The 23,034-nt window shown below is 61.0% G+C and carries 25 protein-coding genes and 1 tRNA gene; 11 read left to right on the top strand and 15 right to left on the bottom strand.

Translation table 11 applies throughout. The features are described from left to right. Positions 1 to 3 precede the first annotated feature (3 nt). Both ctaD and coxB read right to left on the bottom strand, forming a co-directional pair. Positions 4 to 1,689: a cytochrome c oxidase subunit I gene (ctaD, locus tag ABL914_RS06380; protein WP_391562328.1), complete on the bottom strand. Its 1,686-nt coding sequence runs from the start codon at positions 1,687 to 1,689 to the stop codon at positions 4 to 6. 38 nt (positions 1,690 to 1,727) lie between these two features. Then, on the bottom strand, positions 1,728 to 2,831 hold the full coding sequence (gene coxB, locus ABL914_RS06375) for a cytochrome c oxidase subunit II (protein WP_391562327.1): 1,104 nt from the start codon (positions 2,829 to 2,831) through the stop codon (positions 1,728 to 1,730). 193 nt (positions 2,832 to 3,024) lie between these two features. Here coxB and pyrE point away from each other — a divergent pair, with 193 nt between their 5' ends. From pyrE to ruvX, 7 genes are read left to right on the top strand one after another with little or no spacing between them, the layout of a single operon-like run. Further along, a complete protein-coding gene (pyrE, locus tag ABL914_RS06370; RefSeq protein WP_391562326.1) occupies positions 3,025 to 3,609 on the top strand; it encodes an orotate phosphoribosyltransferase in 585 nt (194 codons plus the stop codon). Beyond that, on the top strand, positions 3,609 to 4,355 hold the full coding sequence (locus ABL914_RS06365; RefSeq protein WP_391562361.1) for a pyridoxine 5'-phosphate synthase: 747 nt from the start codon (positions 3,609 to 3,611) through the stop codon (positions 4,353 to 4,355). Before pyrE ends, ABL914_RS06365 begins: the two co-directional genes overlap by 1 nt. Then, positions 4,352 to 4,753 (top strand): holo-ACP synthase, encoded by a 402-nt coding sequence (gene acpS, locus ABL914_RS06360; RefSeq protein WP_391562325.1) that lies wholly within the window; start codon positions 4,352 to 4,354, stop codon positions 4,751 to 4,753. Before ABL914_RS06365 ends, acpS begins: the two co-directional genes overlap by 4 nt. After that, positions 4,750 to 5,691, top strand: a complete 942-nt coding sequence (gene lepB, locus ABL914_RS06355) for a signal peptidase I (RefSeq protein ID WP_391562324.1) — start codon at positions 4,750 to 4,752, stop codon at positions 5,689 to 5,691. Before acpS ends, lepB begins: the two co-directional genes overlap by 4 nt. Continuing rightward, complete coding sequence (locus ABL914_RS06350) at positions 5,691 to 6,776, top strand: AI-2E family transporter (protein WP_391562323.1); 1,086 nt, start codon at positions 5,691 to 5,693, stop codon at positions 6,774 to 6,776. Before lepB ends, ABL914_RS06350 begins: the two co-directional genes overlap by 1 nt. A gap of 3 nt (positions 6,777 to 6,779) precedes the next feature. Further along, on the top strand, positions 6,780 to 7,889 hold the full coding sequence (locus ABL914_RS06345) for a DUF3089 domain-containing protein (protein WP_391562322.1): 1,110 nt from the start codon (positions 6,780 to 6,782) through the stop codon (positions 7,887 to 7,889). Next, a complete protein-coding gene (gene ruvX / locus ABL914_RS06340; RefSeq protein WP_391562321.1) occupies positions 7,871 to 8,347 on the top strand; it encodes a Holliday junction resolvase RuvX in 477 nt (158 codons plus the stop codon). Before ABL914_RS06345 ends, ruvX begins: the two co-directional genes overlap by 19 nt. Here the strand turns inward: ruvX and ABL914_RS06335 are convergent. From ABL914_RS06335 to ABL914_RS06325, 3 genes are read right to left on the bottom strand one after another with little or no spacing between them, the layout of a single operon-like run. After that, entirely contained in the window at positions 8,344 to 9,246 is a 903-nt protein-coding gene (locus ABL914_RS06335) for a transposase (protein WP_391562320.1), read from the bottom strand. The genes ruvX and ABL914_RS06335 overlap by 4 nt on opposite strands. Beyond that, positions 9,234 to 10,211: a hypothetical protein gene (locus ABL914_RS06330; RefSeq protein ID WP_391562319.1), complete on the bottom strand. Its 978-nt coding sequence runs from the start codon at positions 10,209 to 10,211 to the stop codon at positions 9,234 to 9,236. Before ABL914_RS06330 ends, ABL914_RS06335 begins: the two co-directional genes overlap by 13 nt. Before the next feature lie 15 nt (positions 10,212 to 10,226). Next, positions 10,227 to 10,388: a hypothetical protein gene (locus ABL914_RS06325; protein WP_391562318.1), complete on the bottom strand. Its 162-nt coding sequence runs from the start codon at positions 10,386 to 10,388 to the stop codon at positions 10,227 to 10,229. Between the two features lie 125 nt (positions 10,389 to 10,513). Here ABL914_RS06325 and ABL914_RS06320 point away from each other — a divergent pair, with 125 nt between their 5' ends. Then, positions 10,514 to 10,990, top strand: coding sequence for a PaaI family thioesterase (locus ABL914_RS06320; protein ID WP_391562317.1), 477 nt, complete (start codon positions 10,514 to 10,516; stop codon positions 10,988 to 10,990). Further along, positions 10,987 to 11,382 (top strand): PaaI family thioesterase, encoded by a 396-nt coding sequence (locus ABL914_RS06315; protein ID WP_391562316.1) that lies wholly within the window; start codon positions 10,987 to 10,989, stop codon positions 11,380 to 11,382. Before ABL914_RS06320 ends, ABL914_RS06315 begins: the two co-directional genes overlap by 4 nt. On the opposite strand, the gene ABL914_RS06310 is transcribed toward ABL914_RS06315, so the two are convergent. Genes ABL914_RS06310 through argH form a run of 4 tightly spaced genes read right to left on the bottom strand, consistent with a single transcriptional unit; the run spans position 11,366 to position 15,025 of the window. Continuing rightward, a complete protein-coding gene (locus ABL914_RS06310; protein WP_391562315.1) occupies positions 11,366 to 12,130 on the bottom strand; it encodes a siroheme synthase in 765 nt (254 codons plus the stop codon). The genes ABL914_RS06315 and ABL914_RS06310 overlap by 17 nt on opposite strands. Then, positions 12,127 to 13,389: a diaminopimelate decarboxylase gene (gene lysA, locus ABL914_RS06305; RefSeq protein ID WP_391562314.1), complete on the bottom strand. Its 1,263-nt coding sequence runs from the start codon at positions 13,387 to 13,389 to the stop codon at positions 12,127 to 12,129. Before lysA ends, ABL914_RS06310 begins: the two co-directional genes overlap by 4 nt. A 12-nt stretch (positions 13,390 to 13,401) precedes the next feature. Next, a complete protein-coding gene (locus tag ABL914_RS06300; RefSeq protein WP_391562313.1) occupies positions 13,402 to 13,647 on the bottom strand; it encodes a hypothetical protein in 246 nt (81 codons plus the stop codon). A gap of 4 nt (positions 13,648 to 13,651) precedes the next feature. Continuing rightward, positions 13,652 to 15,025 carry an argininosuccinate lyase gene (gene argH, locus ABL914_RS06295; protein ID WP_391562360.1) on the bottom strand — a complete coding sequence of 458 codons (1,374 nt, stop codon included), beginning with the start codon at positions 15,023 to 15,025 and terminating at the stop codon, positions 13,652 to 13,654. A gap of 55 nt (positions 15,026 to 15,080) precedes the next feature. Between argH and ABL914_RS06290 the strand changes: the two genes are divergently transcribed. Then, positions 15,081 to 15,617, top strand: coding sequence for a TlpA family protein disulfide reductase (locus ABL914_RS06290; RefSeq protein ID WP_391562312.1), 537 nt, complete (start codon positions 15,081 to 15,083; stop codon positions 15,615 to 15,617). A gap of 345 nt (positions 15,618 to 15,962) precedes the next feature. On the opposite strand, the gene ABL914_RS06285 is transcribed toward ABL914_RS06290, so the two are convergent. From ABL914_RS06285 to ABL914_RS06265, 5 genes are all read right to left on the bottom strand, one after another. Continuing rightward, positions 15,963 to 16,038, bottom strand: a tRNA-Val gene (locus ABL914_RS06285). A gap of 74 nt (positions 16,039 to 16,112) precedes the next feature. Further along, positions 16,113 to 17,111 carry a winged helix DNA-binding protein gene (locus tag ABL914_RS06280; protein ID WP_391562311.1) on the bottom strand — a complete coding sequence of 333 codons (999 nt, stop codon included), beginning with the start codon at positions 17,109 to 17,111 and terminating at the stop codon, positions 16,113 to 16,115. Positions 17,112 to 17,217: 106 nt separating this feature from the next. Then, on the bottom strand, positions 17,218 to 18,240 hold the full coding sequence (locus tag ABL914_RS06275) for a Rieske 2Fe-2S domain-containing protein (protein ID WP_391562310.1): 1,023 nt from the start codon (positions 18,238 to 18,240) through the stop codon (positions 17,218 to 17,220). A gap of 5 nt (positions 18,241 to 18,245) precedes the next feature. Beyond that, positions 18,246 to 19,535, bottom strand: coding sequence for an adenylosuccinate synthase (locus ABL914_RS06270; protein WP_391562359.1), 1,290 nt, complete (start codon positions 19,533 to 19,535; stop codon positions 18,246 to 18,248). 166 nt (positions 19,536 to 19,701) lie between these two features. Next, complete coding sequence (locus ABL914_RS06265) at positions 19,702 to 20,799, bottom strand: tetratricopeptide repeat protein (protein WP_391562309.1); 1,098 nt, start codon at positions 20,797 to 20,799, stop codon at positions 19,702 to 19,704. A gap of 162 nt (positions 20,800 to 20,961) precedes the next feature. Between ABL914_RS06265 and ABL914_RS06260 the strand changes: the two genes are divergently transcribed. After that, a complete protein-coding gene (locus ABL914_RS06260) occupies positions 20,962 to 21,867 on the top strand; it encodes an alpha/beta hydrolase (protein ID WP_391562308.1) in 906 nt (301 codons plus the stop codon). Positions 21,868 to 21,877: 10 nt separating this feature from the next. Here ABL914_RS06260 and ABL914_RS06255 read toward each other — a convergent pair whose 3' ends face one another. Next, a complete protein-coding gene (locus ABL914_RS06255) occupies positions 21,878 to 23,023 on the bottom strand; it encodes an ATP phosphoribosyltransferase regulatory subunit (RefSeq protein ID WP_391562307.1) in 1,146 nt (381 codons plus the stop codon). Between the last annotated feature and the right edge of the window lie 11 nt (positions 23,024 to 23,034).

Genomic DNA, 23,034 nt, shown 5'->3' with positions numbered 1-23,034 from the left:
GGATCAATGGTGGTCGTTATCCTCGATCACCGGGAGGGTTTCAAACTGGTGGAACGGCGGCGGGCTGGACAGGGTCCATTCCAGCGTGGTCGCGCCTTCGCCCCAATAGTTCCCTTCGGCCTTCTTGCCGGCGGTAAACGAGTAGATGATGTTGGCAAACCAGATCAGCATCGAGCTGGCCATCACCAGATAGCCCAGCGAAGACCAGTGATTCCAGTATTCATAGGCCGGGGCATAATCCGGATAACGGCGCGGCATGCCTTGCAGACCCAGGAAGTGCTGCGGGAAGAAGATCATGTTCACGCCGATGAAGAACACCCAGAAGTGCAGATGCGCCAGAAATTCGCTGTGCATCCGTCCGCTCATCTTGGGGAACCAATAGTAGAACCCGGCAAACAGCCCGGTCACCGCGCCAAGCGAAAGCACATAGTGGAAGTGGGCAACCACGAAGTAGGTATCATGCACCACATCATCGATTCCGCCATTGGCCAGATAGACGCCGGTCACGCCGCCTACGGTGAACAGGAAGATGAAACCGATTGCCCAGACCATCGGGCTTTTGAATTCGATCGAGCCGCCCCACATCGTTGCAATCCAGCTGAAGATCTTGATACCGGTTGGCACCGCGATCACCATCGTGGCGAGCGTGAAGTACATCTTGGTATCCAGAGTCATCCCGGTGGTGAACATATGGTGCGCCCAGACGACGAACCCGACCACGCCAATCGCGACCATCGCATAGGCCATTCCCAGATATCCGAACACCGGCTTCTTGGAGAAGGTCGAGATGATCTGGCTGATGATGCCGAAGGCCGGCAGGATCATGATGTACACTTCAGGATGGCCGAAGAACCAGAACAGATGCTGGAACAGTTCAGGATCGCCGCCGCCCTTGTGATCAAAGAAGGTGGTCCCAAAATTGCGATCGGTGATCAGCATGGTGATCGCCGCAGCCAGCACCGGCAGTGCCAGCAGCAGCAGGAACGCTGTTACCAGCACCGACCAGACGAACAGCGGCATCTTGTGCAGGGTCATCCCCGGTGCGCGCATGTTGAAGATGGTGGTGATGAAATTGATCGCCCCCATGATCGAGGCCGCGCCGGCCAGGTGGAGCGAGAATATTGCAAAGTCCGTCGCCGGACCAACCGATCCATAGGTCGATAGCGGGGCATAGGCGGTCCAGCCGATCCCGGCGCCGTTACCGGTTGGATCACCGGGGACAAATGCCGAAATCATCAGGCTGCAAAAGCCTGAAACAGTCAGCCAGAACGAGATATTGTTCATCCGCGGGAAGGCCATATCCGGCGCGCCGATCATCAGCGGCACGAACCAGTTGCCAAATCCGCCAATAATCGCCGGCATAACCAGGAAGAACACCATGATCAGGCCGTGCGCGGTGATCAGGACGTTCCACAGATGCAGCTGTGCATCAAAGCTGGCACCCGGTTCACCCAGGAATGCCGCAACTTTGCCCAGCACCTGAATGCCCGGCTCGTTCAGTTCCCAGCGCATCAAGCCCGAAACGGCCCCACCGATGATCCCCGCGAAAATCGCGAAGATCAGGTACAGCGTACCGATATCCTTGTGGTTGGTGGACATGAACCAGCGGGCAAAAAATGCCGGCTTGTGATCATGATCGGCGTGATGGTCGTCGGCGTGAGCCGAAGAGTGTTCAGCGGTGGTGGCCATGGAATTGAACCTTCTTTCGCTCGATTTCTTGGGCGCGCTTAGCGGGCAGGCTTGCCGGCTTCGGCAGGCTTTGCCCCAGCGGCGGGTTTGGTAGCGTCTGCGGCAGCCGGGGCATCGGGAGCCCCATCGATCTTGCCGCCCTGGGCGATGACCCAGGCGTTGTATTTGTCACGAGGAAGCGCCTCGATCACAATCGGCATATAGCCATGCCGCGCGCCGCACAGTTCGCTGCACTGGCCGAAATAAACGCCCGGCTTCTCGATATGGACGAAGCGTTCGTTAAGCCGGCCCGGCACGGCATCGATCTTGAGCCACAGCGAAGGCACGGCAAAGGCGTGAATCACGTCGGACCCGATCACCTGAAGGCGGATGTCTTCGCCCACCGGCACAACAATGCGGTTATCGGCGGCCAGCTGCTCTGGCCCGTCATCGTCAGTGCGAAAGCGTTCGCCCGGCTGAACCTCATTCTTTTCCTTCAGCATATTCGAAATCACTTCGAACCCGCCATTGTCCGGATAAGTATAGGTCCAATACCATTGGTTGCCCGTGGCCTTGATCGTCAGGGCCGTTTTGCCCGGATCCTTGAACTGGGCCTTGAGCAGGCTGACCGAAGGCACCGAAATTGCAACCAAGATCAAGATCGGGAGTCCGGTCCACAGCACTTCCAGCAGCGTGTTGTGCGCGGTCTGCGAAGGAACCGGATTAGCCCGCTTGTTGAAGCGGAAAATCACGATCAGCAGCAACAGCAACACAAAAATCGTGATGATCACCATCACCCAGACCAGCCCGTTGTGCATCGATTGCGCCTGATGGCCGGTGGGCGAAAACTGGGTTTGCACATCCAGCCCGCCGGAAACCGGCATGCCAACGCCTTCGACTGGTTTCATCGGGGTGTAACCGCCCGGCGCAACCTTGAAGTGGGGATCGTTGGGATCAATCGCCGGGGCGGCCGGAGCTGCTGGCGCTGCGATCACAACCGGCGCAGCGGCAACCGGGGCCGCCTTTTCTGCTGCTGCCGCATCAGCAGGAGCGACCGTTGCCGGCGCCGCATGCGCAGCAGACGCGCCAACCATCAGGGCCAGCGACAGTCCAATTGCCTTGAATATGCTTCCCGCTGTGCGGGCAGTATGACCGATCGCCATCGTTCCTCTTGCTTTCGCTTGTTCGGCCGAACGGAGCCCTAACGTGCTTCCCCTCGCCCCCCATGGAATCTCAATTTCACGCGGCCTATACGCGCGCTTTACGGGCACCTCAAGCGCCTCTAGGGGAATTTTTGTTGGTTCGGGAAAACCACCCCTCCCGGTCCTCCAAACATACGAAAGGCGGCGAGTTACAATGCAGGACGAAGAAGTGCTGGCAGAATTCCGGGCCAGCAAGGCCTTGCTCGAAGGGCATTTCTTGCTGTCATCGGGCCGCCACAGCGCACATTACCTGCAATGTGCGCGGGTTCTGGCCGATCCGATGCGCGCTGGAAGACTGGCCGAAGCGCTGGCAGCGCGAATCCCGCGTGAGCTTAGAAAAGAGCTGACCAAGGTTGTTTCGCCGGCCATGGGCGGGGTGATAATCGGCCACGAAATGGGCCGCACGCTGGGGATCGAGGCGATTTTTGTTGAGCGACCCGAAGGCACGTTTGAGCTGCGCCGCGGCTTTTCGATCGAGCCGGGCGAAAAAGTGCTGATGGTTGAAGATGTCGTCACCACCGGCCTGTCGGGCCGCGAAGCGATTCGCTGCATCGAGGAAGCTGGCGGCAAGGTGATCGCCAGCGCGGCGCTGGTCGACCGGTCTGCCGGCTCGGTCGATCTGGGCGTGCCGTTTTTCCCGCTGATCGCCATCAATTTCCCAACCTATGCCGCCGACGAATTGCCGCCTGAACTGGCAGCATCGTCTGCGATCAAACCGGGGAGCCGTGCCAAGCCGTGATTCCAGCAAGCCTCCGCCCCGATAGACTTAGACTTGGCGTGAACATCGATCACGTTGCGACCATCCGCAACGCCCGCGGCTGGGATCATCCAGATCCGGTGCGCGCGGCGGAAATCGTGGCGCGCTGCGGTGGTGACGGGATCACTGCGCATTTGCGTGAGGACCGCCGCCATATCCGCGATGAGGATCTGGCCCGGATCCAGGCCGCGACCAATCTGCCGCTCAATCTGGAAATGGCCGCAACCGACGAGATGCTGGAAATCGCGCTGCGCCACAAGCCGCACGCCGCCTGCATCGTACCCGAACGGCGCGAGGAGCGCACAACCGAAGGCGGGCTGGATGCCGCCGGGCAGCACAACCGGCTCTATCCGCTGATCCAGCGGCTAAGCGATGCCGGGATCCGGGTCAGCCTGTTCATCGCACCTGACGAACGCCAGATCGAAGCCGCGATGATGCTGAAAGCCCCGGTGGTGGAATTGCACACCGGCGAATATGCCCATGCGACGGGCGAAGCGATCGCCGCCGAACTGAAGCGCTTGGCCGATATGGCTGCGCTGGCCGCCAAGAACGGGATTGAGCCGCATGCCGGGCACGGACTGACCTATGAAAACGTCCAACCTGTTGCCGCGATCCCGCAACTGGCCGAGCTCAACATTGGCCATTACCTGATCGGCGAAGCAATCTTCTGCGGGCTGGAGCCAGCGGTGCTTAGGATGCGCGAACTGATGGATGCGGCGCGCCCGTGATCGTCTCAATCGGCTCAGACCTGTGCAACATCGAGCGGATCCAGGCCTCGCTCGACCGCTTTGGCGAGCGGTTTGAGAACCGGGTCTTTACCGAAACGGAACGCGCCAAGGCGGCACGGCGGCCCTTTACCAAAGCTGGCACGCTGGCCAAACGTTTTGCTGCCAAGGAGGCTTTTTCCAAGGCCGTTGGCACTGGGTTCAAGGCTGGAGTGTTCATGAAGGACATCGGCGTGATCAATGCTGCGTCCGGCGCACCCACGCTGCAACTCACCGGCGGCGCTGCCAGCCGCCTTGCCGCAATCGTGCCAGACGGGCATGAGCCGGTGATTCATCTTACTCTTACAGACGACCACCCTTGGGCGCAGGCCTTTGTGGTTATCGAGGCCCGCAAATTGTGACCGAAGACCAAGCAGCCGAGACCATCTGTGCTGATGTAAAAGGGGACACAGAATACGGCGTCCCCACGTCTGCCGTTTCCGCCGAGGATCCCGGCCCCCCGCTGGACTGGATCGGCGAGATCAAGGGGCTGTTCTGGATGCTGTTTGCGGTGCTATCGTTCCACAGTTTTATCGCCAAACCGTTCTACATCCCCTCAATCTCGATGATGCCCAACCTGCTGGTGGGTGACCGGCTGGTGGTTTCCAAATTCCCTTATGGATTCAACTGGGCCTCCGCCAGTTTTCACGTTTTTCCGCGCAGCACGCGGCGGTTTCTGCCGGCAACACCGGGATACGGCGATATCGTGATCGTGGTGCCGCGCAACCGCACCGATGATCTGATCAAGCGGGTGGTCGCTCTGCCGGGGGACCGGATCGCTGTGGTCAATGGCCAGATCGTGCTCAACGGCAAAGCCGTGCCCCAGGCGGTTGAACCAAACGTGCAGCTGGCCGCCGACCCGCAGCTGATGTGCGAAGACCGGGCGGTCCCTTATCACTGCTATGATGAGTTCGCGCAATTTGAACGCAAGCTGCCATCGGGCCGCAAGGTGCTGGAGCTGCCGACCTTGCGCGAAACCTTGCCTGGCGGCGCGACCTATCTGATCATCAAGGACAGGATTGATCCCGAAGCCGATAACATGGCCGAAATCACAGTGCCGATGGGCCACGTCTTTCTGATGGGAGACAACCGCAACCATTCAGCAGACAGCCGCTTTCCAACGGAGCGCGATGGCCTGGGCGGTCCGGTGCCGCTGTCCGATGTGGGCGGGCGGGCCGAATTCATCACCTTTTCGCTCAATGGCGATCAAGGCCGCAGCCCCTATTCGTTCTGGCAGGCCTTGCGTGGGGGGCGTTCGTGGAGCAGCCTGCGACCGGTGCATATCGTGAAAGGCAAGTAATGGCCGAAACCAAAGCCCGCCCAGTTCGATCTGCCAGGCCGCGCAAAGACGCCGCACCAGTTCAAGCCGGGCCAAGCGATATTTCCGATCCGATCCTGCGCGGTGAATTCAAGCGAGCAGCGGTGTGGATCGGGCTGGCGGCTACATTGGCATTGGCAATCTATCTGGCGCAGCCGCTGCTGGTCATCTTTGGCGGGATGGTGTTTGCCGCAATGATCGATGGCGGGGCGCGCCTGCTAGGCCGGGTGCTGCCGATCGGGCGCGGCTGGCGGGTCGGCCTGGTGCTGCTGCTAACCTTGGCTTTCCTGTTCTGGGTGGCGATGTTCGCCGGCACTTCGATCGCGGCAGAAGCAGCGCAGCTGCCCGGCACGGTCAAGGATCAAACGCTCAAGATCTTGTCCTGGCTCAAGGGTCAGGGTGTCCATTTCGATATGCAATCGATGGAAGGCCTGATCGAAAAGGCACTGGGCGGGGTTGGCCAGTTAACCAGTGCGGTCGGCGGGGTGATCGGAGCCTTTACCACTGCATTCCTGATCGCGGTGATGGCAATTTATTTCGCGGTCGAACCGCAGCTCTATCGCCGCGGCTTCGCCTGGCTGCTGCCCAGCAATGAGCGTGAACATTTTGAAGGCACCGCAACGATCATGGGCAAAACCTTGCGCCGGCTGCTGGCTGGACGGTTGCTGGGGATGCTGATCGAAGGCGTGGCCACCTGGGCATTGCTGGCGGCCTATGGCGTGCCGATGGCCGGATTGCTGGGCCTGCTGACTGGCCTGTTGGCTTTTCTGCCCAATATCGGCGCCCCGATTTCTGGTGTGCTGATGGTGCTGGTCGGCTTTTCGGGTGGGGCCGAAATGGGCATCTATTGCGTCATTGTCTATGTGGTGGTGCAGGTGGTGGATGGCAATATCATCGTTCCGATGGTGGCCAAGCATACCGCCGATCTGGCCCCGGCGCTGGTGCTGGGCGCGCAGCTTATCATGGGGGCCTTGTTTGGTCTGCTGGGGCTGATGCTGGCCGATCCATTGGTAGCGATGATCAAGGTTGCGCTTGAACGCCAATCCGAACGCAACGAAAGCGCCTGAACCTTGGCCCGCAAGTTTCTGTACTTCATTGCGTTTTGTATTGTGGCAGTTATTGCGGCCGGCTTTACTCTAAGCCTTTGGCCGGCTGAGCTGACCCGGCTGACCATGACCCCCAGCGTCCAGTTCGAAGCGTTGCCGGCACAGGCCGTAAACGCTTATACCGATCCGGCATTGTGGCATGCCCGCCCTGGCAAGCCGGGCGAGGATCCTGCGCGCTGGCAACCCGAAGGCTTTGTGCCCGATGGCGCGCAGATCGATGCCGCGGTGTTCTTTATCCACCCGACCAGCTACCTCAAACGCGATCACTGGAATGCACCGTTGGATGATCCCGAAGCCAAACGGATCGGGCTAATCGTCACCCGCGCAAATGCCAGCGTGTTCGGCCGCGCCGCCGAAATTTGGGCACCGCGCTATCGCCAGGCTGCATTCGGGGCTTTTGTAACCGACAAGCCCGAAGCGCGGCAGGCGCTGGATCTGGCCTATTCCGATGTGGCCAGCGCCTTTGATGTGTTTGTGGCCGCCCAGCCAAAAGGCCGACCGATCGTGATCGCCGGGCACAGTCAGGGTTCTTTCCTGGCCAAGCGACTGGTGCGCGAGAAGATTGCTGGCACACCGCTGGCTGGGCGATTGGCAGCGCTTTATGCGATCGGCTGGGTGGTTGACAGGCAGCGCGATCTTCCCGCGATGGGTCTTTCTGGCTGCGAAACGAGTGATCAGGCCGGCTGCGTCATCAGCTACCTGAGTTTTGCTGACGACGCCGACACATCGCTGATGCGTGATGCCTATGAACGCTTTGCCGGAACCGGTTCAACCGCCAGGCCAGATTACCTCTGCTCCAATCCGCTTACCGGCGGGATTGGCGGATCGGCTTCGGCCAGCGCCAATATTGGCGCAATCGTTCCAACGGCCACGCTGGAAAGCGCGCTTGTCACCCCCAAACTGGTTGGAGCCACCTGTGCAGCGGATGGATCGCTGCGGATTGGCGCAGGCCCCGATATGGGGCCATTCGTGCTGCCCGGCGGCAACTACCACGTCTATGACTATGCGCTCTATTGGACCAACCTGCGGCAGGATTTTGCCCGGCGGACGACCGCGTGGCAGAGCAAGCACTGATCACCACACTGGCGCGCGAATTTCGCGCAGAACTGCCGCTTGGCGGCGCGCTGCTGGCGCTTGATCTTGGCACCCAGACAATCGGCACCGCGTTCTGCGATGCTGGGTGGCGTTTTGCCTCTCCCGGAAAGACGCTTAAACGCGGAAAATTCGGCGCAGACCGTGAAGTGCTGGCTGTACTGGTGCGTGAACGCAACATCGGCGGGATCGTGATCGGATTGCCGCTTAACATGGATGGCAGCGAAGGCCCGCGTGCACAATCAAGCCGGGCCTATGCCCGCAACATCTCTGCTGCGCTTGATCTTCCGGTGCTGCTCTGGGACGAGCGTTGGTCCACGGCCAGCGCAGAGAGCGCGCTGATCGCCCAGGACATGAGCCGGGCAAAACGCGCTACCAGAATTGATTCCGCCGCCGCAGCCGTAATCCTGCAGGCTGCAATCGACGCCTTGGCGAATTAGCTCACCAGCTCGGCCCGGCGGGCCCTGGCCTCCATTGCCACCAGCCTGCTGCCCGATTGTTCTGCACTGGCCCACAATGCATCACGCTCGGCCAGATCCTGTTGCCTTGCCGCAAGCGCATCCCACGCCGTCAGCCGCAACCGGTCACTGGGGTGTGAACGGGCAAAGCATTCGGCCAAATCGAGCGCTTCGGCACCACCCAAACCCACCGCGATCCGCAAGAAGGCGTCGGCCGATGAGGACGCCAACATGGTAGATATCGATCCCGCTTCCAGATCGAACTTGTATTGATCGAGCCAGCCCTGTGCGCCTTGCACCTGCATGATGTTGAGCGATACCGAAAGCGAATCCGCAGGATACTGTGCATGCACATCTAAATGCGCGCGGTAGAGCTGGATCTTGCCGGGAGACAGGCAGGCTCGCTCAATGAATTTCAGCGAAGGAACCGGTTCACCGCGCCACCCGGCTACCTCCTCGCAGTCATACTCATAATAGTCGCTCCAATACCCGGGGCCGAAATAGCCCAGGGTCAGAAAGCTGAAATTGTGATCATGCGGCAAGCCAATCGCAAAGGCGGCATCTCCGCTGGCACGAACCATGTGTTCATGTGCCGATGGCCAGATATTGGCCCGAATGAAGAAATCACCTTGCGAAGGCACCAGCATGATCACCTGCGGCCCATAAGAGCTTGCCATCACATCTTCGCGGTGGCGGCGGCCCAGTTCGTCAATCAGTATATCGCCCAGGAAATCCGGATCGTTGCCCAACCGGCGCAGCTGTAGCGCAGCATGCTGCAAGCTTTCCTCGTCGGCCAGGTTGCAGCCCTTACTGCGCAGCGCGTCAGCAGTTTCCTCCAGACTCGCCCGGCCGTCATCGGCAATCTCGATCAAACGCGGCATTCGGTGATCCCTTGCAATACTGGGTAGGTTTCAAGCAGCTGCGCTCTTAACGCTCCGGCCGGACCAGACAGCGGATCGGCGGCATCTTCGGCGATAGTGCACAGCGCCGAAAATCCGGTGGAGGTTTCCAGCCCCAGGCATTCTCTTAGCGCTTGCCAGCGCAGTGATTGGCTCGCCTCTTCCTGGGCGATGGCCGCCAGCAACGGGGCGGCATCGCTGCGGCCCATCCGGCCCAGCAGCGCCGCGGCCAGTTCCAGCCTGGTTTCGCGCGGCGATCCCGCTGCCTGGCGCAGGAATTTCCCGTCATCCAATGCAAACTCTCTGGTGAGCGCGCCATCTTGATTGCGGCGCTGCAGCTTTAACGAAACCAGCGCCCCGCTGACCGATTGCACAATCTGGCATTCGCGGGCGCCATCCCGGCTCATCACGTCTCCCGCAGCAATGCATTCCTGCCTGATGCCCAGTTCGGCCCGGCCCGGCAGATCTTGGTCCAGCGTGACCAGGCTGGTTTTTGCCGCTCCAGCCAAAACCAGTTCGTGCGTCTCCCCGGGGGTGAATGTCACCGAAAGCGGTGCAGGTCGGCGCATCAGAGCCGGCCCTTCAGCCACATGCAGTGCCAATGCGGAGCCGCCTGATCGGCACAAGACCAGTGCGGCACCGAAATCGTCAACCCGGTGCCGCAGCGGCACCATCCCAAGCGGCTGCGCGCGCAAGAACGCCAGCATGCATCCGGTAAAATCATCCACCAAGGCCGACCCGTGCGACTGCCCCGGAGCGAACAGCTGCGACAATGCCGGCAGCTCAGTCAGCGCCTCTCCCTGGGCGAACCGCTGAAACTGGCTCTCTACCCCGGTGGCGATTTGGCCGCCGAACCAGCCTCTCAGCAGATCAAGCAGTTCGCTTTGGGTATGGCGCTGCGGAGCATCATTGCTCCGCAGCGCCTGCAGTTCGGGTGAGATATGCATACCGTGACCCGCCGATCAGGTGCCGCTCTGAATAATAATTTCATAGATAACCACCATGATCTCAATGATGGTATCGTCTGAACCGCCAACCCGGCCGGTATGCATGATGCTGCCAAAAGCACTGGTCAGCGTATCAAGATCCGGCAGCGCCGATAGATCAATCTTTGGAAGATTCATGTGCATTCCCCTTGCTCGGTAAACGCGAAGCCGGAACGCCTCGCTGCCGAAATCTGCGCACCGAAAGCATGCCGGTTGAAATTAAAAGATTGTAATCGGCCCTTCGGAGCACCACAGAAGCAATCATGAATTCGCCGGAAACTGCCAAAAGCCTGCACGATCTGCCCGCCGGGTTCGTCTTTGATCCGGCCCGCGCGTCCAAGCTGATGACCCGCCTTGGCCATGGTGGTTGGCTGGGAATAGGCTATCACGATCATGGCCCGGATTGGGTAGAGCTTAGTCTGCCCTGGCGTGAGGAACTGGTTGGGGTTGCACAAACCGGAGTGCTTGCATCGGGGCCGATCATCAGCCTGATGGACAACGCAACATCGATGTCGGTATGGACCTTTTCAGGGCGCTTCGTACCCCACGCGACGCTGGATCTGCGGGTCGATTACATGCGCGCGGCCCAGCCTGGCAAAACCGTGATCGGGCATGGCGAATGCTACAAGCTGACCCGGACCATCGCCTTTATCCGCGGAATTGCCCATGATGGCGATCCTGACGATCCGGTCGCCCATGTAATCGGAACCTTCATGGCCACCCACGGAACATATCTGTGAGCGCGGCGCTGCCTCCGTATGCACAGGCGCTGGGCATTGCGCTTGATCATGACGAGGACGGCGTGCCGATCCTCTTTTTTGACTATTCGGATCGGGTGGCCGGCCGGCCAGGGTTCCTACACGGCGGCGCGATGAGCGGCTTGATGGAAATGGCCGCGATCGCTGCGCTGCGGGCACAGCTGGAACGACGCGGCGAAACGATGAAGCTGAAGCCGGTAAACATCCAGGTGGAATTCATGCGCGGTGGGACAGAGCAGCGGACATTCGCGTGCGGGACCGTTACACGGGCCGGCCGGCGCGTGGCGCTGGTCAATGCCGAAGCCTGGCAGGATGACCGCAAGAAACCGATCGCACTGGCGCAAATGAAAGTGCTGCTCAGCCCCGACGAATAACCACGACACGGCCTTTAAGTGCGGGCGCTTGCTGCTCCGAAGCCAGTTCGTGACGCACGGCATCGGCCCGCGCCCGAACCAACAGTGGCTCGGCCACGGCAGATTCATGGAATACCGCATCGGCGCTTGCCAGCCAGCGCGCCTGACGCAGCGTAAGGTCATCAGGATCATCGGAGTGTACGGTGAATTCGAACCGACCGTCACCGCCATCCACGGCACCTTCCAGCCATGCATCGAACCGGCCCGCGCTGGCTGCATCAAGCGGATCGAGCGGACCGCCGCCAGCAAGCGCATCATCAAGCGCGCGGCGGCGTTCTGCGCCATTGGTCCAGCGCTGGCGCAGGCTGGCCCGCGCTGCGCCAAGTCGTTCGGCCAGATCACCTAGCGACTGCGGCAGAACCCCTTCCAGCCGCATCCGCAGTGCTTTGGCCAACCCGGCTGAAACCCCGCCGGTTCCGACCGCGATCAGCACCGGCCCGCGTTCCAGAATGCTTGGCACGGTGAAATCGCAAAGCTCCGGCCGATCTACGACGTTGACTGCAACGCCGCGCGCCCTGAGCCGCCCGGCAGCGCCTTCCGGCTGATCGAGCGCCACGAAAGCCAGGCAGGCGGCGGCATTCTCATCTGTGGTCAAAGCCGCCCCGGCCCGCTCAAGCAATCGCCGCTTGGCATCAGCTGGCTCGCCCTCGCCCAGTACGATCACCGTCTTGCCGGCGATACGGAATAGCAAGGGCAGGCTATGCATCATTCAAGCCATTCCGGAACACGCTCTGCCGCGGTGATCGCTGCGGGCAGGATCCGATCGGCCACCACCGCAAATTTGGCTCCATCAACCATCACTTCACACACGAAACCGCGGCTGTTGTAAGAACTGGCCATGGTGGCGCCGTATGCCCCGGCCGTGCGGAACACCGCCAGATCGCCGGCCTCCAGCGCATCGATATCGCGGCCCATCGCAAAGGTATCGCCGGTTTCGCAGATCGGGCCGACCACATTGGCGATCATCCGGCTGCCGCTGGGAACCACTGCATCGATATCATGCCAGGCGCCGTACATCGCAGGCCGTGCCAGATCGTTCATCGCCGCATCGACCACCACAAAGGGCGCACCGTTTGAGCTGCGCTTGACCCGGATCACCCGGGTAAGCAGTACGCCGGCATTGCCGCAGATGACGCGGCCCGGCTCGAACATCAAGGTAACGTCCCATTGGCTGCAGACCCGGCCAACCATGGCCCCGTATTCAGCCGGAGAAGGAAACACATCGCCCGCCTTGTACGGTACGCCCAGCCCGCCCCCAAGATCGGCATGGGTCACGCTTTGCCCGCCCGCGCGCAGCTCTGCGATCAATTCACCCAGTTTGATGAAGGCGTCTTCAAGCGGTTGCAATTGCTGAAGTTGGCTGCCGATATGCACCGCCACACCGCGCATTTCGATGCCCGGCAGCACCGCCAGCCGGGTATAGATCCCGGCAGCGCGATCAATCGGGACTCCAAACTTGTTTTCAGCCTTGCCGGTTGAAATCTTCTCATGCGTCCGGGCATCGACATCGGGATTGACGCGCAGCGCGCAGACCGCCCGCAGCCCCCGTGCCGCAGCGATAGCGGCAAGCTCTATGCCCTCTTCCTCGCTCTCGATATTGAATTGTCCGATCCCGGCCTCAAGCCCCTGGACCATCTCTGCGGCAGTCTTGCCTACGCCGGAAAAGACGATATCGGGCCCGGTCATCCCGGCAGCCAGCGCCCGGGCCAGTTCGCCGCCGGAAACCACATCAGCGCCCAGCCCTTCGCGGCTCATCACCTTAAGCACGGCCAGGTTGGGATTGGCTTTGATCGCAAAGGCAATGTGGACCTTGGGCAAATGTGCCAGCCCGGCCTTGAAGGCCCGGGCATGACGTTCCAGCGTGGCGCGCGAATAGACGTAAACTGGGGTGCCAACAGCATCGGCGATTGTGCCCAGCGGCACGTCTTCAGCGCACAGAACGCCGTTCTGATATTCAAAATGATCCATCGGTTTGGGTTCTTACTTATCGTCGGAAGGGGGCAGGTCGAAGGGGTCTTGGAGGCGTTCCTCAGACCGTTTTCGAAGTTCGACGCTGCGTTCCGGCGCAGCTTGCGGGGTGGATTTTAGCAAGGCCACTGCGCCAGGCTTCATTTCAACGCCATAGGGTGCCACTGGCAAGGTCTTGCCAACCGCCGGCTTCAAAGGCGCCGTTGCCCCGCAGCCAGCCAGGCCAAGGATCAGCAAAGGCAACAGCAACCGGCGCATCGTTCTACTCCTGGCCCAGCGCGATCCGTGCTTCGGCCACCCGCGCCCTTACCTGATCGGGCGCGGTTCCGCCATAGCTGGCACGCGAGGCAACCGAGGCATCGACCGACAGCGCGTGATAGACCGATGCGGTAATGCGCGGATCAATCAAGGCAAAGTCCTGCTCGCTCAGCTGGTCAAGGGCCACACCTTTCTGTTCCGCCAGCTTGACCGCAGCGCCGGTGATGTGGTGTGCTTCGCGAAAGGGGATGCCGGCCTGGCGCACCAGCCAATCAGCCAGATCGGTGGCGGTGGCATAGCCAAGTTCGGCAGCGGCGCGCATCCTGCCGGTGCGGAATGTCGCCCCTTCGATCATCCCGGCCATTGCCGCCAAGCACAGCGTAAGCAGGCCCGCCGCTTCGAACACCGGGACCTTATCGTTCTGCATATCCTTTGAATAGGCCAGTGGCAGACCCTTCATCGTCACCATCAGGCTGGTCAGACTGCCGACAATCCGTCCGGCGTGTCCGCGCACCAGTTCGGCCGCATCGGGGTTTTTCTTTTGCGGCATGATCGAGCTGCCAGTCGAAAGGCTATCGGGCAGCGTAACAAAGCCAAACGGCTGGCTGGCCCAGATGATCAGTTCCTCTGCCAAACGTGAGAGATGGAGCGAGGTCTGGGCAGCGCAGGTCAGATATTCGATCGCGAAATCCCGATCAGAAACGGCATCAAGGCTGTTGCGGGTCGGGCGATCAAACCCCAGCGCCCGCGCGGTCATCGCGCGGTCGATCGGAAACCCGGTTCCGGCCAATGCCGCCGATCCCAGCGGGCTCTGGTTGAGCCTGACCCGCGCATCGGCGAAGCGGCTGCGATCCCGCTCAGCCATTTCATAATAGGCCATCAAGTGGTGGCCAAGAGTTACCGGCTGCGCGGTCTGCAAATGCGTGAAGCCCGGCATGATGCTGGCGGCATGCTCATCCGCACGGGCAACCAAGGCCACTTGCAGCGCCATGAGCCCGGCCTTGGCCTGGTCAATCGCGTCGCGGACCCACAAGCGGAAATCGGTCGCCACTTGGTCGTTGCGGCTGCGCGCCGTGTGAAGCCGCCCGGCGGCCGGTCCGATCAGTTCGGCCAGACGGCTTTCGGTGACCATGTGAATGTCTTCAAGATCCCAGTTCTCGGGAACGCCATTGGCCTCATATTCGCCGGCGATAGCCTCAAGCCCGCGGCCAATTGCTGCCGCATCCTCTGCCGAAACGATGCCCCGCTGCGCCAGCATTTCAACATGCGCCGTGCTTGCAGCGATATCTTGCCGCCACAGTGCCTTGTCGAATGGGATCGAGGCATTTATCTCACGCATGATTGCTGACGGCCCGCCCGCGAACCGTCCGCCCCACATCGTGTTGGAGCCCCCAGCCTTGCCAGTTCCTGTATTGTCTTCCCGATCGCTCAAGTTGATTGTCCTTGGCTGTGCCGCAATGCTTGCCGGGTGCGATAGGCAAACCAGCGATAACGCGCAACCGCAAGCATCATCGGGCGCTGCGGCCCAGATCGGCCAGATTGATCGCAGCCACATGGGCAGCCAGCTTCCCGATTTCCAGTTGAAGGACCTGGCCGGGGGCGAACTCAACCTTGCCAGCCTCAAGGGCAAGCCAGTGCTGATCAATTTGTGGGCCACCTGGTGCGCGCCTTGCGTGGCCGAACTGCCCCAGCTGAACCAGCTTGCCGCCGAAAACCCCAGGATCAAGGTGCTAACCGTCAATCAGGATATGGACAAGCTGGACAAAGTGGCAGCCTTCCTGGCCGAAAAGGGCGGTGCAAAGCTTGAACCGTGGATCAACCCCGATAATTCGCTGACATTCCAGTTTGGTGCAGCAACGCTGCCCGCAACGGTCTATTACGATGCGAGTGGACGCGAGGTTTGGCGGATTATCGGGCCACGTGACTGGCTGGATGCTGAGGCCAAGGCGCTGATTGCTGAAGCCAGATAGCGACCTGCTCAGACTGGCGGCCTATGCCGCGTTGTGGCATTTTCAGGAAAATGTCCCCGGGATCCAGTGGCTGTTGGAACCGGGATCACTAAACCGGCAGCGTGCCCCTTCGCTTGCGCTCGGGAGTTTTCGGGAAAATGTCCCCCGGGACCCAGTGGCTGTTGGAACCGGGATCACTAAACCGGCAGCGTGCCCCTTCGCTTGCGCTCGGGAGTTTTCGGGAAAATGTCCCCCGGGACCCAGTGGCTGTTGGAACCGGGATCACTAAACCGGCAGCGTGCCCCTTCGCTTGCGCTCGGGAGTTTTCGGGAAAATGTCCCCCGGACATTTTCCGATTCCGAAAACTGGTGGGCGCTGACGGGCTCGAACCGCCGACCCTCTCGGTGTAAACGAGATGCTCTACCAACTGAGCTAAGCGCCCTGACAGTCCTGAATCAGCGTTGAATCAGGGCCAAGGCCTGCGCCCCTAGCTGAAGAATACGGGTCTGGAAAGGGTCAAACCAATCGAGCGGCATTGCTGCTGCCCAGTTCGGCAAAATAGCGAGCCATGGCATCGGCTGCCTTTTCGGTCAGGGTAATGAAGGCGCGGCGCCGGTCAGTCTCATCGTCAACCCGTTCAAGCAGTCCGGCATCGATCATCTGACCGATCCAGCGCAGCGCGGTGGTTGGCGGGACCCCGCTGGCAATGCAAAGCGATGTGACTGAAACCCGGCCATGCTCTGCCCGCGCGGCGGTTAGATCAAGCAGCATATCCCAGGCCGGATCTCCAAACAGATCGCCGTCAAAAAACCGTGCACGCAATTGCCGCTGCCGAATGATCCGGCGCACCAGCCGTGGATCGGGCAATGGCGGCCGCGTGGCCCGGATCAACCGGGCAGAACTATCTTCCAGATCCTGACCAGCAAAGGCCGGGCGCGGACTTTCAAAGCGGAAAGCACTTTCGCTGCCTTCTGCTGCGCTATCCCCAACCGGGCCTTCCAGCCGTTCAAGCCGCTGGGCAATTTGGCCAACCTGCTCCGTCAGCTTAAGCAAAACCAGCCGGTCTTCCTCGCTCAATTCATGCAGCCGTGATCCAGAAAGCATTCCCAACACGCGGCCCAGCGCCACGACGCGTTCCGCCCGGCTTGGATCCACCAGGATCTGGGGGGACGACTGATCGAGGCAGCCGAACACATCCTCCAAACCCTGAACCGTGGTGGAAACAATCAGCTGGGTGCCCGAATGCGCCGCGCGCAAATCAAGCCGCACCAATGCAGCAAGCGCCGCACTTTCGGGTGCCGGGCAATCGACCAGCACCACTTCGCCCAAGGCCTGCACATCGCCTTCCAGCAAGCCATCCAGATTGCCTGCAGCAACGATCCGAAACCCGGCCGCCTCAGCATCATCGCGCAACTGCGCGGCCAGATGCACCCGATCGGCAAAAATCGAGAGGCCAAGCGGCAATCCGGCCGGATCGTTGGCTGCGCTGGAATATGCGAAATTGGCCTGTGCCATGTGTTCCGACTCCTAATTAGTGAACAAGAGTAGAACAAATAGGGGTTAAGTCAAGATCATCGTAAATTTGGGCCAGGCACATGCCAATCGCGTGCCGTTACTACTTTCAGTTGGCCGCCGCCTCAGCCTTTATCATCCGCGCCAGCATCCGCCGGGCCTGGTTGCTGCCCAGATCGGTCGCAAGATCAAGCTTGCTGCCGTGCGTCTTCATTCCGGCGTGGACATCTGCCAGCACAACCAGATCTTCATTGAAGGCAGCGATGAAATCTTCGGTCAGCGCGGCGCTTTCAGCGGCATCATCAGCGGCGTAATTGCGGACCTGAAACCAGAAATATCGGCAATTATCAGCATCAACCGGTGTGACGAAATTATAGCTATCGATTAGAAAGACACTGGCATCAAGCTGCCCTTCGGGCGCGCCGGTCCCAGCCGGGGCGATCACATCCTTGATCACGGCATGGGCCGGCATGCGCACTTCGTAATGCTGCAAGCGATCAGCCTTGCCTGCAAAGCCAACCCGTTTGGCAAAAAACGGCGCCAGATCATGATCGCGTATCCAACGCGAGACGATCACCCGACCATCGCCCACTTCGGTTTTCACCGGCACACCGATGGTATCGGCGCTGCCAAGCGAGCTGGCGTGGACATAAGAGACATGGCTGGGATCAAGCAGGTTGTCGGTCATCCATTGATAATGGCAGGCCACATCCATTGCCGGACCACGATTGGTCGCCCAACCGGCCGCGTCATAATGCGGAATGTCGATGATCGCCGCTGGATCGGCGCGATCTGGATCGCCCATCCAGATCCAGATCAGGTTCCAGCGCTCCGCCACCGGGAAGGCGCGCACTCGCGCTGTCGCTGGGATAACCGCCTGGCCTGGAATTTCGACGCATTGCCCAGCGGTATCGAAAACCATTCCGTGATAACCGCAGCGCAGCGCACTCCCCACCACGCAGCCCCGCGAAAGCGGCAGGCGGCGGTGCGGGCATGAATTTTCGAGAGCCGCGAGCGATCCTTGCTCCGTGCGAAACAGCACGACCGCTTCGCCAAGGATCGTTCGGGCAAGCGGCTGATCGGCCAATTCATCGGCCCAGGCCGCGACATACCAGGCGCCTCGCAGATACATGGATCCTAGCCCCTGAATGGATCGCGAACCAAAATCGTATCCTCCCGCTCAGGCGAAGTGGATACCAGCGTAACCGGGGTATCAATCAGTTCCTCGATCCGGCGGATATATTTCACCGCCTGGGCGGGCAGATCGTTCCACGATCGCGCGCCGGCGGTGGTGCCGCTCCAGCCTTCCATTTCCTCGTAGACGGGTTCAACCGCCGCCTGATCTGCTGAGTGGCTGGGGAAATAGTCCAGCACTTCACCGCGCAGCATATAGCCAGTGCAGATCCTGATCGTTTCAAACCCATCGAGCACATCGACCTTGGTCAGCGCGATGCCGGTTACGCCGCTGATCGCGCAGCTTTGCCGGGTCAGCACCGCATCAAACCAGCCGCAGCGCCGCTTGCGGCCCGTCACCGTGCCGAATTCATGCCCGCGTTCCCCCAGCCGCTGGCCGGTTTCATCCTCCAGCTCGGTTGGGAACGGGCCCGATCCGACGCGGGTGGTATAGGCCTTGACGATCCCCAGCACAAAGCCTGCGGCGCTGGGCCCCAGTCCTGATCCGCTGGCCGCCGTGCCGCTGACCGTGTTGGAACTGGTGACAAACGGATAGGTGCCGTGATCAACATCAAGCAAAACGCCCTGCGCACCTTCAAACAGGATATTCTTGCCCGCCTTGTTGGCCTGATCAAGTGTGCGCCACACCGGTTTGGCAAAGGGCAATACGAAAGCGGCGATATCCCACAGATCATCAAGCAGGCGCTGGCGATCGATCGGATCCTTGCCAAAGCCCTTGCGCAAGGCATCATGATGCGCGCAGATTCGGTCCAGCTGGGGGCCCAGATCATCCAGATGCGCCAGATCGCAGACCCGGATCGCGCGGCGGCCAACCTTGTCTTCATAAGCCGGGCCAATCCCGCGCCGGGTAGTGCCAATCTTGCCCGCGCCGCTGGCATCTTCGCGCAAGGCATCCAGATCGCGGTGGAATGGCAGGATCAGCGGGGCGTTTTCGGCAACCTGAAGGTTCTGCGGGTTAACATCGACGCCCTGACCCTTAAGCTTGGCCACTTCATCGCGGAAGTGCCACGGATCAAGCACCACGCCGTTGCCGATCAAGGAAAGCGTGCCGGTAACAATGCCCGAAGGCAGCAAGCTTAGCTTGTAGACCTTTTCGCCAACCACAAGGGTATGGCCAGCATTGTGCCCGCCCTGAAAGCGCACAACAGCATCGGCCCGGCTGGCCAGCCAATCAACGATCTTGCCTTTGCCTTCATCGCCCCACTGGGCGCCGATCACGGTGACGTTGGCCAAAGTTACGATCCTCCACCCTGCCATGATGACCCGCAAGCGCCCTTCGACAGGACTCGGCGCAAGGAGTGGACCAGTGCGGCACCCCACGGGGCTGCCAAACGCGCGCGGCCTAGGCGCTTGGCAGGGGTAGAGTCAAGGCGCGGCCGCAAACGATCCGGATGCCAGGCTAGCCCTTCAGCCGTTCAATCGCCCGTTCGATTTTTGGACGGTCTTCGTCGCTGGGATCCAAGGTCAGCGCCTTGCGATAGTAAGTTAGCGCCTTGGACTTGTTTTCACCCACGACAACTCCGCGTTCATAGGCGGATCCGACCGAATAGCAGCCCTTTGGATCCCCAGCTTCGCAAGCCTTCAGATAGAGATCGAAAGCCATCTTCGCGTTGCGCGGCACGCCAACCCCGTTGTCATAATCCCAGCCCAGATTGAAGCACGACTTGGCCTCATCCAGATCGCAGCCCTTGCGGTAGAATACCGCCGCTTCGCTTTCGTCCTTTTCAACCCCTTTGCCAAAATCATAGGTGGTGGCCAGTGTGTAGCAGGCATCGGCGTAGTTGAGCTTGCAGGCCTTGCGGTAAAGCGTGAGCGATTCGTCGATGTCCTTGCCTACCCCATCACCTTCGCCGTGCATGATCCCCAGGTTATAGCAGCCGCGGGCGTCATTGCCTTCGCAGCCCTGGCGATAGAGCTGTGCGGCCTTCTTGTGATCCTTGCTAAGGCCAATCCCATCATCGTAAAGCCAGCCCAGGCTGGTGCAGCCAGCTGGATCACCGGCATCGCAGCCGCGCTGGTAAAGCGCTACGGCAGCCTTCGCATCCTTGGGAACGCCGCGGCCTACTTCGTTAAGATAGCCCAGCCCGGTACAGCCCTTGGCCACCTTGCCATCGCAGGCCTGCGTGTAGAGCGCCGCAGCCTTGGCATAATCGCGATCGACGCCGATCCCCAATTCATAATCAACCGCCAGATTCTGGCAGCCTCGCAGTTCGCCGCCATCGCAGGCCTTGCGGTAGAATCCTGCCGCAGCGGCCTCGTCCTTGGGCTGGCCATCGCCGAAATCCAGCTGCAACGCGATCTGATAGCACCCTTCAGCTGACCCTAGCTGGCAGGCTTTGCGAAAAAGCGGCGCCGCAGCCTCAGGCTTGCCGTCCTTGGCAGCAGCCATGCCGGCCTTAAGCTCAGCCTGGGCATCATCAGCGGAAGCCTGCGCGGGCTGATAAGCCAAAAGACCAAGCATCAACACCAAGCCGGCAATTTTACGCTGCAACTGCATCGGTCCCTCCTGAATTGTTTGTGAAACAGAGACTATTGAACAAGGTTAGACATGGCAATGCTTTGGCCGGCAGTATCAATCAGATCCGCGACAATCGGTGACACTTTGCGGCTGGAACAGAATAGCCATGCACCTATGCTGAATCCCAACAGGAGTAGAGCTATGCGCAAAATCACTATCGCAGGCTGCGCGGCACTGGCGCTGCTGGCCGGAACACTGGCCCAGGCCCGCCCTTTTGATCGTTTGCGCGGCGGTGATGCCTCTGCCCAGATCCCACAACCGCCTGGCAAGCAAGCGCTGGCCTATGGCAGCGACAAATTGCAGACGCTTGATTACTGGCCGGCGCAAACGGGCAATCGCCGCGCTCCATTGGTCATTTTCGTCCACGGCGGCGGCTGGAAACGCGGCAGCAAGGATAACGCATCGGGCAACTTCAAGGCCCCACACTTTACCAGCGCGGGCTATGCCTATGCGTCACTCAACTACCGGCTGGTGCCCGGTGCCACGGTTGAAGATCAGGCCGCAGATGTTGCCCAGGCCATTCGCCATCTGATTGATAATTCGCAGAAGCTGGGATTTGATCCCGGCCAGATCGTGATCATGGGGCATAGTGCGGGCGCGCATCTGGTGGCGCTGGTTGGCACTGATGAGCAGTACCTACGCGGTGCCGGTCTCAGCTTTGCAAGCATCGACGGGGTGATCCCGATCGACGGCGCGGCCTATGATGTGCCGCGCCAGATCGCCGATGGCGGCAATTTCATGCATGATACCTATGTGCAGGCGTTCGGCACCGATCTGGCGCGGCAGCATGCGCTTTCACCAACTTTCCAGGCGCCCGCTCCCAATGCGCCAGCGTTCCTGCTGATCCACGTTATGCGCAAGGACGGTGTGATGCAGAACCAGGCGTTGGAAACCGCTTTGCGCAAAGCCGGAACCCGGATCCAAAGGCGCGAATTTGCCGGCACCGGGATGAAAGGCCACACTGAAATCAACCGTCGGCTGGGCGACCCGGCCTATCCGGCAACCCCGGTGGTGGATGCCTGGCTAAAAGGTGTGTTCGCGCACTAATCCCCCCGCGTCAGGGCAGGATTTTCAGCGCTTCCCCGGCTTCCAGAACATGGGTGCAGCCCAGCGCCTGGGCATCGCAGCACGCGCCCAGTGCGGCCACAGTGCGCCAGCCGATCGCACGCAGGCGGGCGGCGTGATCGGCGTTGTGACCCAGCGGCAAAAACAGCGCATCACGCTTTGCCTCGCTGGCCGCCAGCGCATCGATCAACGCATCGGGATAGAGCGAGAAACCGATCGCCGGCTCGTCTGCGCGCTCAGCAGAATTGCTGTTGATGGTATAGCTGCCACCCCGCCCCAGCAGACCGGGCAATCCTTCGGCATAGATCGTAAAGCCGAACCAGGACTGGTATTCAAAGCCATGCCGCTCACTGGGGTCGAGAGTTAGGCGAGCCTTTCCGGCCAGGCGGGCCGCAATTTCACGCAGCGCGGCGATCCGGCTGGTCAATGCGCCGGTCGTATCGAATCCCGCCAGCCGCTCAATCGCGGCATCGAACGGGCCGATCGCGCTAAGCAGCGGCAAATACGCTTCACCCCCGGCCGCGACCAGTCCGCCGGCATCCTTGGCATCCAGTTCACGCCGCACCGCTTCGATCCGATCTCCATTCAGCGGCAGCGCGCCAATGCCATCAGCTCCCGCCAGCAGGTCAACCAGATCCGGCAAGGTGAAATCTACCGTCAGGTTTCTGGCCCCGGCGGCGGTCAAGGCCTCAATTGCCACCGCCACAACTTCACCAGCAGCGGCCAGACTGTCATTGCCGATCAGTTCGCCGCCCAGTTGCAACCGCTCACGCGTGGGATCAAGCCCATCACCCTTGATCGTCACCACCGGCCCGGCATAGCACAGCCGCAAGGGCCGCGCAGTTGCCGCCAATCCAGTTGAAGCGATCCGCCCCAGTTGCGGGGTCATATCACTGCGCAGCGCAAGCGTGCGCAGGCTGGCCGGATCTACAAACCGGAACATCTTGCGCGCCCGAATTCCGGCCATGCGGCTGGCCAGCGAACGTTCGAATTCAATCATCGGCGGCTGGACGCGATCATATCCGTACGCGTCCAGCACATCGATCACCCCGCGCGTCACCTGCGCGGCGGCAGCGGCGGCGGGCGGCAGGCGGTCTTCAAGACCTTCGGGCAGCAGATCGCGATCGGTATCAGTCATGATGCTTTCCG

This window comes from Novosphingobium sp. (assembly GCF_040079535.1).
Classification (GTDB): Bacteria; Pseudomonadota; Alphaproteobacteria; order Sphingomonadales; family Sphingomonadaceae; genus Novosphingobium.
This window is presented reverse-complemented; position numbering and strand designations above follow the sequence as displayed.

Coding starts and splice junctions, on each gene's coding strand:
- ctaD (WP_391562328.1), bottom strand. CDS start 1,689: ATGGCCACCACCGCTGAACACTCTTCGGCTCACGCCGACGACCATCAC.
- coxB (WP_391562327.1), bottom strand. CDS start 2,831: ATGGCGATCGGTCATACTGCCCGCACAGCGGGAAGCATATTCAAGGCA.
- pyrE (WP_391562326.1), top strand. CDS start 3,025: ATGCAGGACGAAGAAGTGCTGGCAGAATTCCGGGCCAGCAAGGCCTTG.
- ABL914_RS06350 (WP_391562323.1), top strand. CDS start 5,691: ATGGCCGAAACCAAAGCCCGCCCAGTTCGATCTGCCAGGCCGCGCAAA.
- ABL914_RS06335 (WP_391562320.1), bottom strand. CDS start 9,246: ATGCCGCGTTTGATCGAGATTGCCGATGACGGCCGGGCGAGTCTGGAG.
- ABL914_RS06330 (WP_391562319.1), bottom strand. CDS start 10,211: ATGCATATCTCACCCGAACTGCAGGCGCTGCGGAGCAATGATGCTCCG.
- ABL914_RS06325 (WP_391562318.1), bottom strand. CDS start 10,388: ATGAATCTTCCAAAGATTGATCTATCGGCGCTGCCGGATCTTGATACG.
- ABL914_RS06320 (WP_391562317.1), top strand. CDS start 10,514: ATGAATTCGCCGGAAACTGCCAAAAGCCTGCACGATCTGCCCGCCGGG.
- ABL914_RS06310 (WP_391562315.1), bottom strand. CDS start 12,130: ATGATGCATAGCCTGCCCTTGCTATTCCGTATCGCCGGCAAGACGGTG.
- lysA (WP_391562314.1), bottom strand. CDS start 13,389: ATGGATCATTTTGAATATCAGAACGGCGTTCTGTGCGCTGAAGACGTG.
- ABL914_RS06300 (WP_391562313.1), bottom strand. CDS start 13,647: ATGCGCCGGTTGCTGTTGCCTTTGCTGATCCTTGGCCTGGCTGGCTGC.
- argH (WP_391562360.1), bottom strand. CDS start 15,025: ATGTGGGGCGGACGGTTCGCGGGCGGGCCGTCAGCAATCATGCGTGAG.
- ABL914_RS06280 (WP_391562311.1), bottom strand. CDS start 17,111: ATGGCACAGGCCAATTTCGCATATTCCAGCGCAGCCAACGATCCGGCC.
- ABL914_RS06275 (WP_391562310.1), bottom strand. CDS start 18,240: ATGTATCTGCGAGGCGCCTGGTATGTCGCGGCCTGGGCCGATGAATTG.
- ABL914_RS06265 (WP_391562309.1), bottom strand. CDS start 20,799: ATGCAGTTGCAGCGTAAAATTGCCGGCTTGGTGTTGATGCTTGGTCTT.
- ABL914_RS06260 (WP_391562308.1), top strand. CDS start 20,962: ATGCGCAAAATCACTATCGCAGGCTGCGCGGCACTGGCGCTGCTGGCC.
- ABL914_RS06255 (WP_391562307.1), bottom strand. CDS start 23,023: ATGACTGATACCGATCGCGATCTGCTGCCCGAAGGTCTTGAAGACCGC.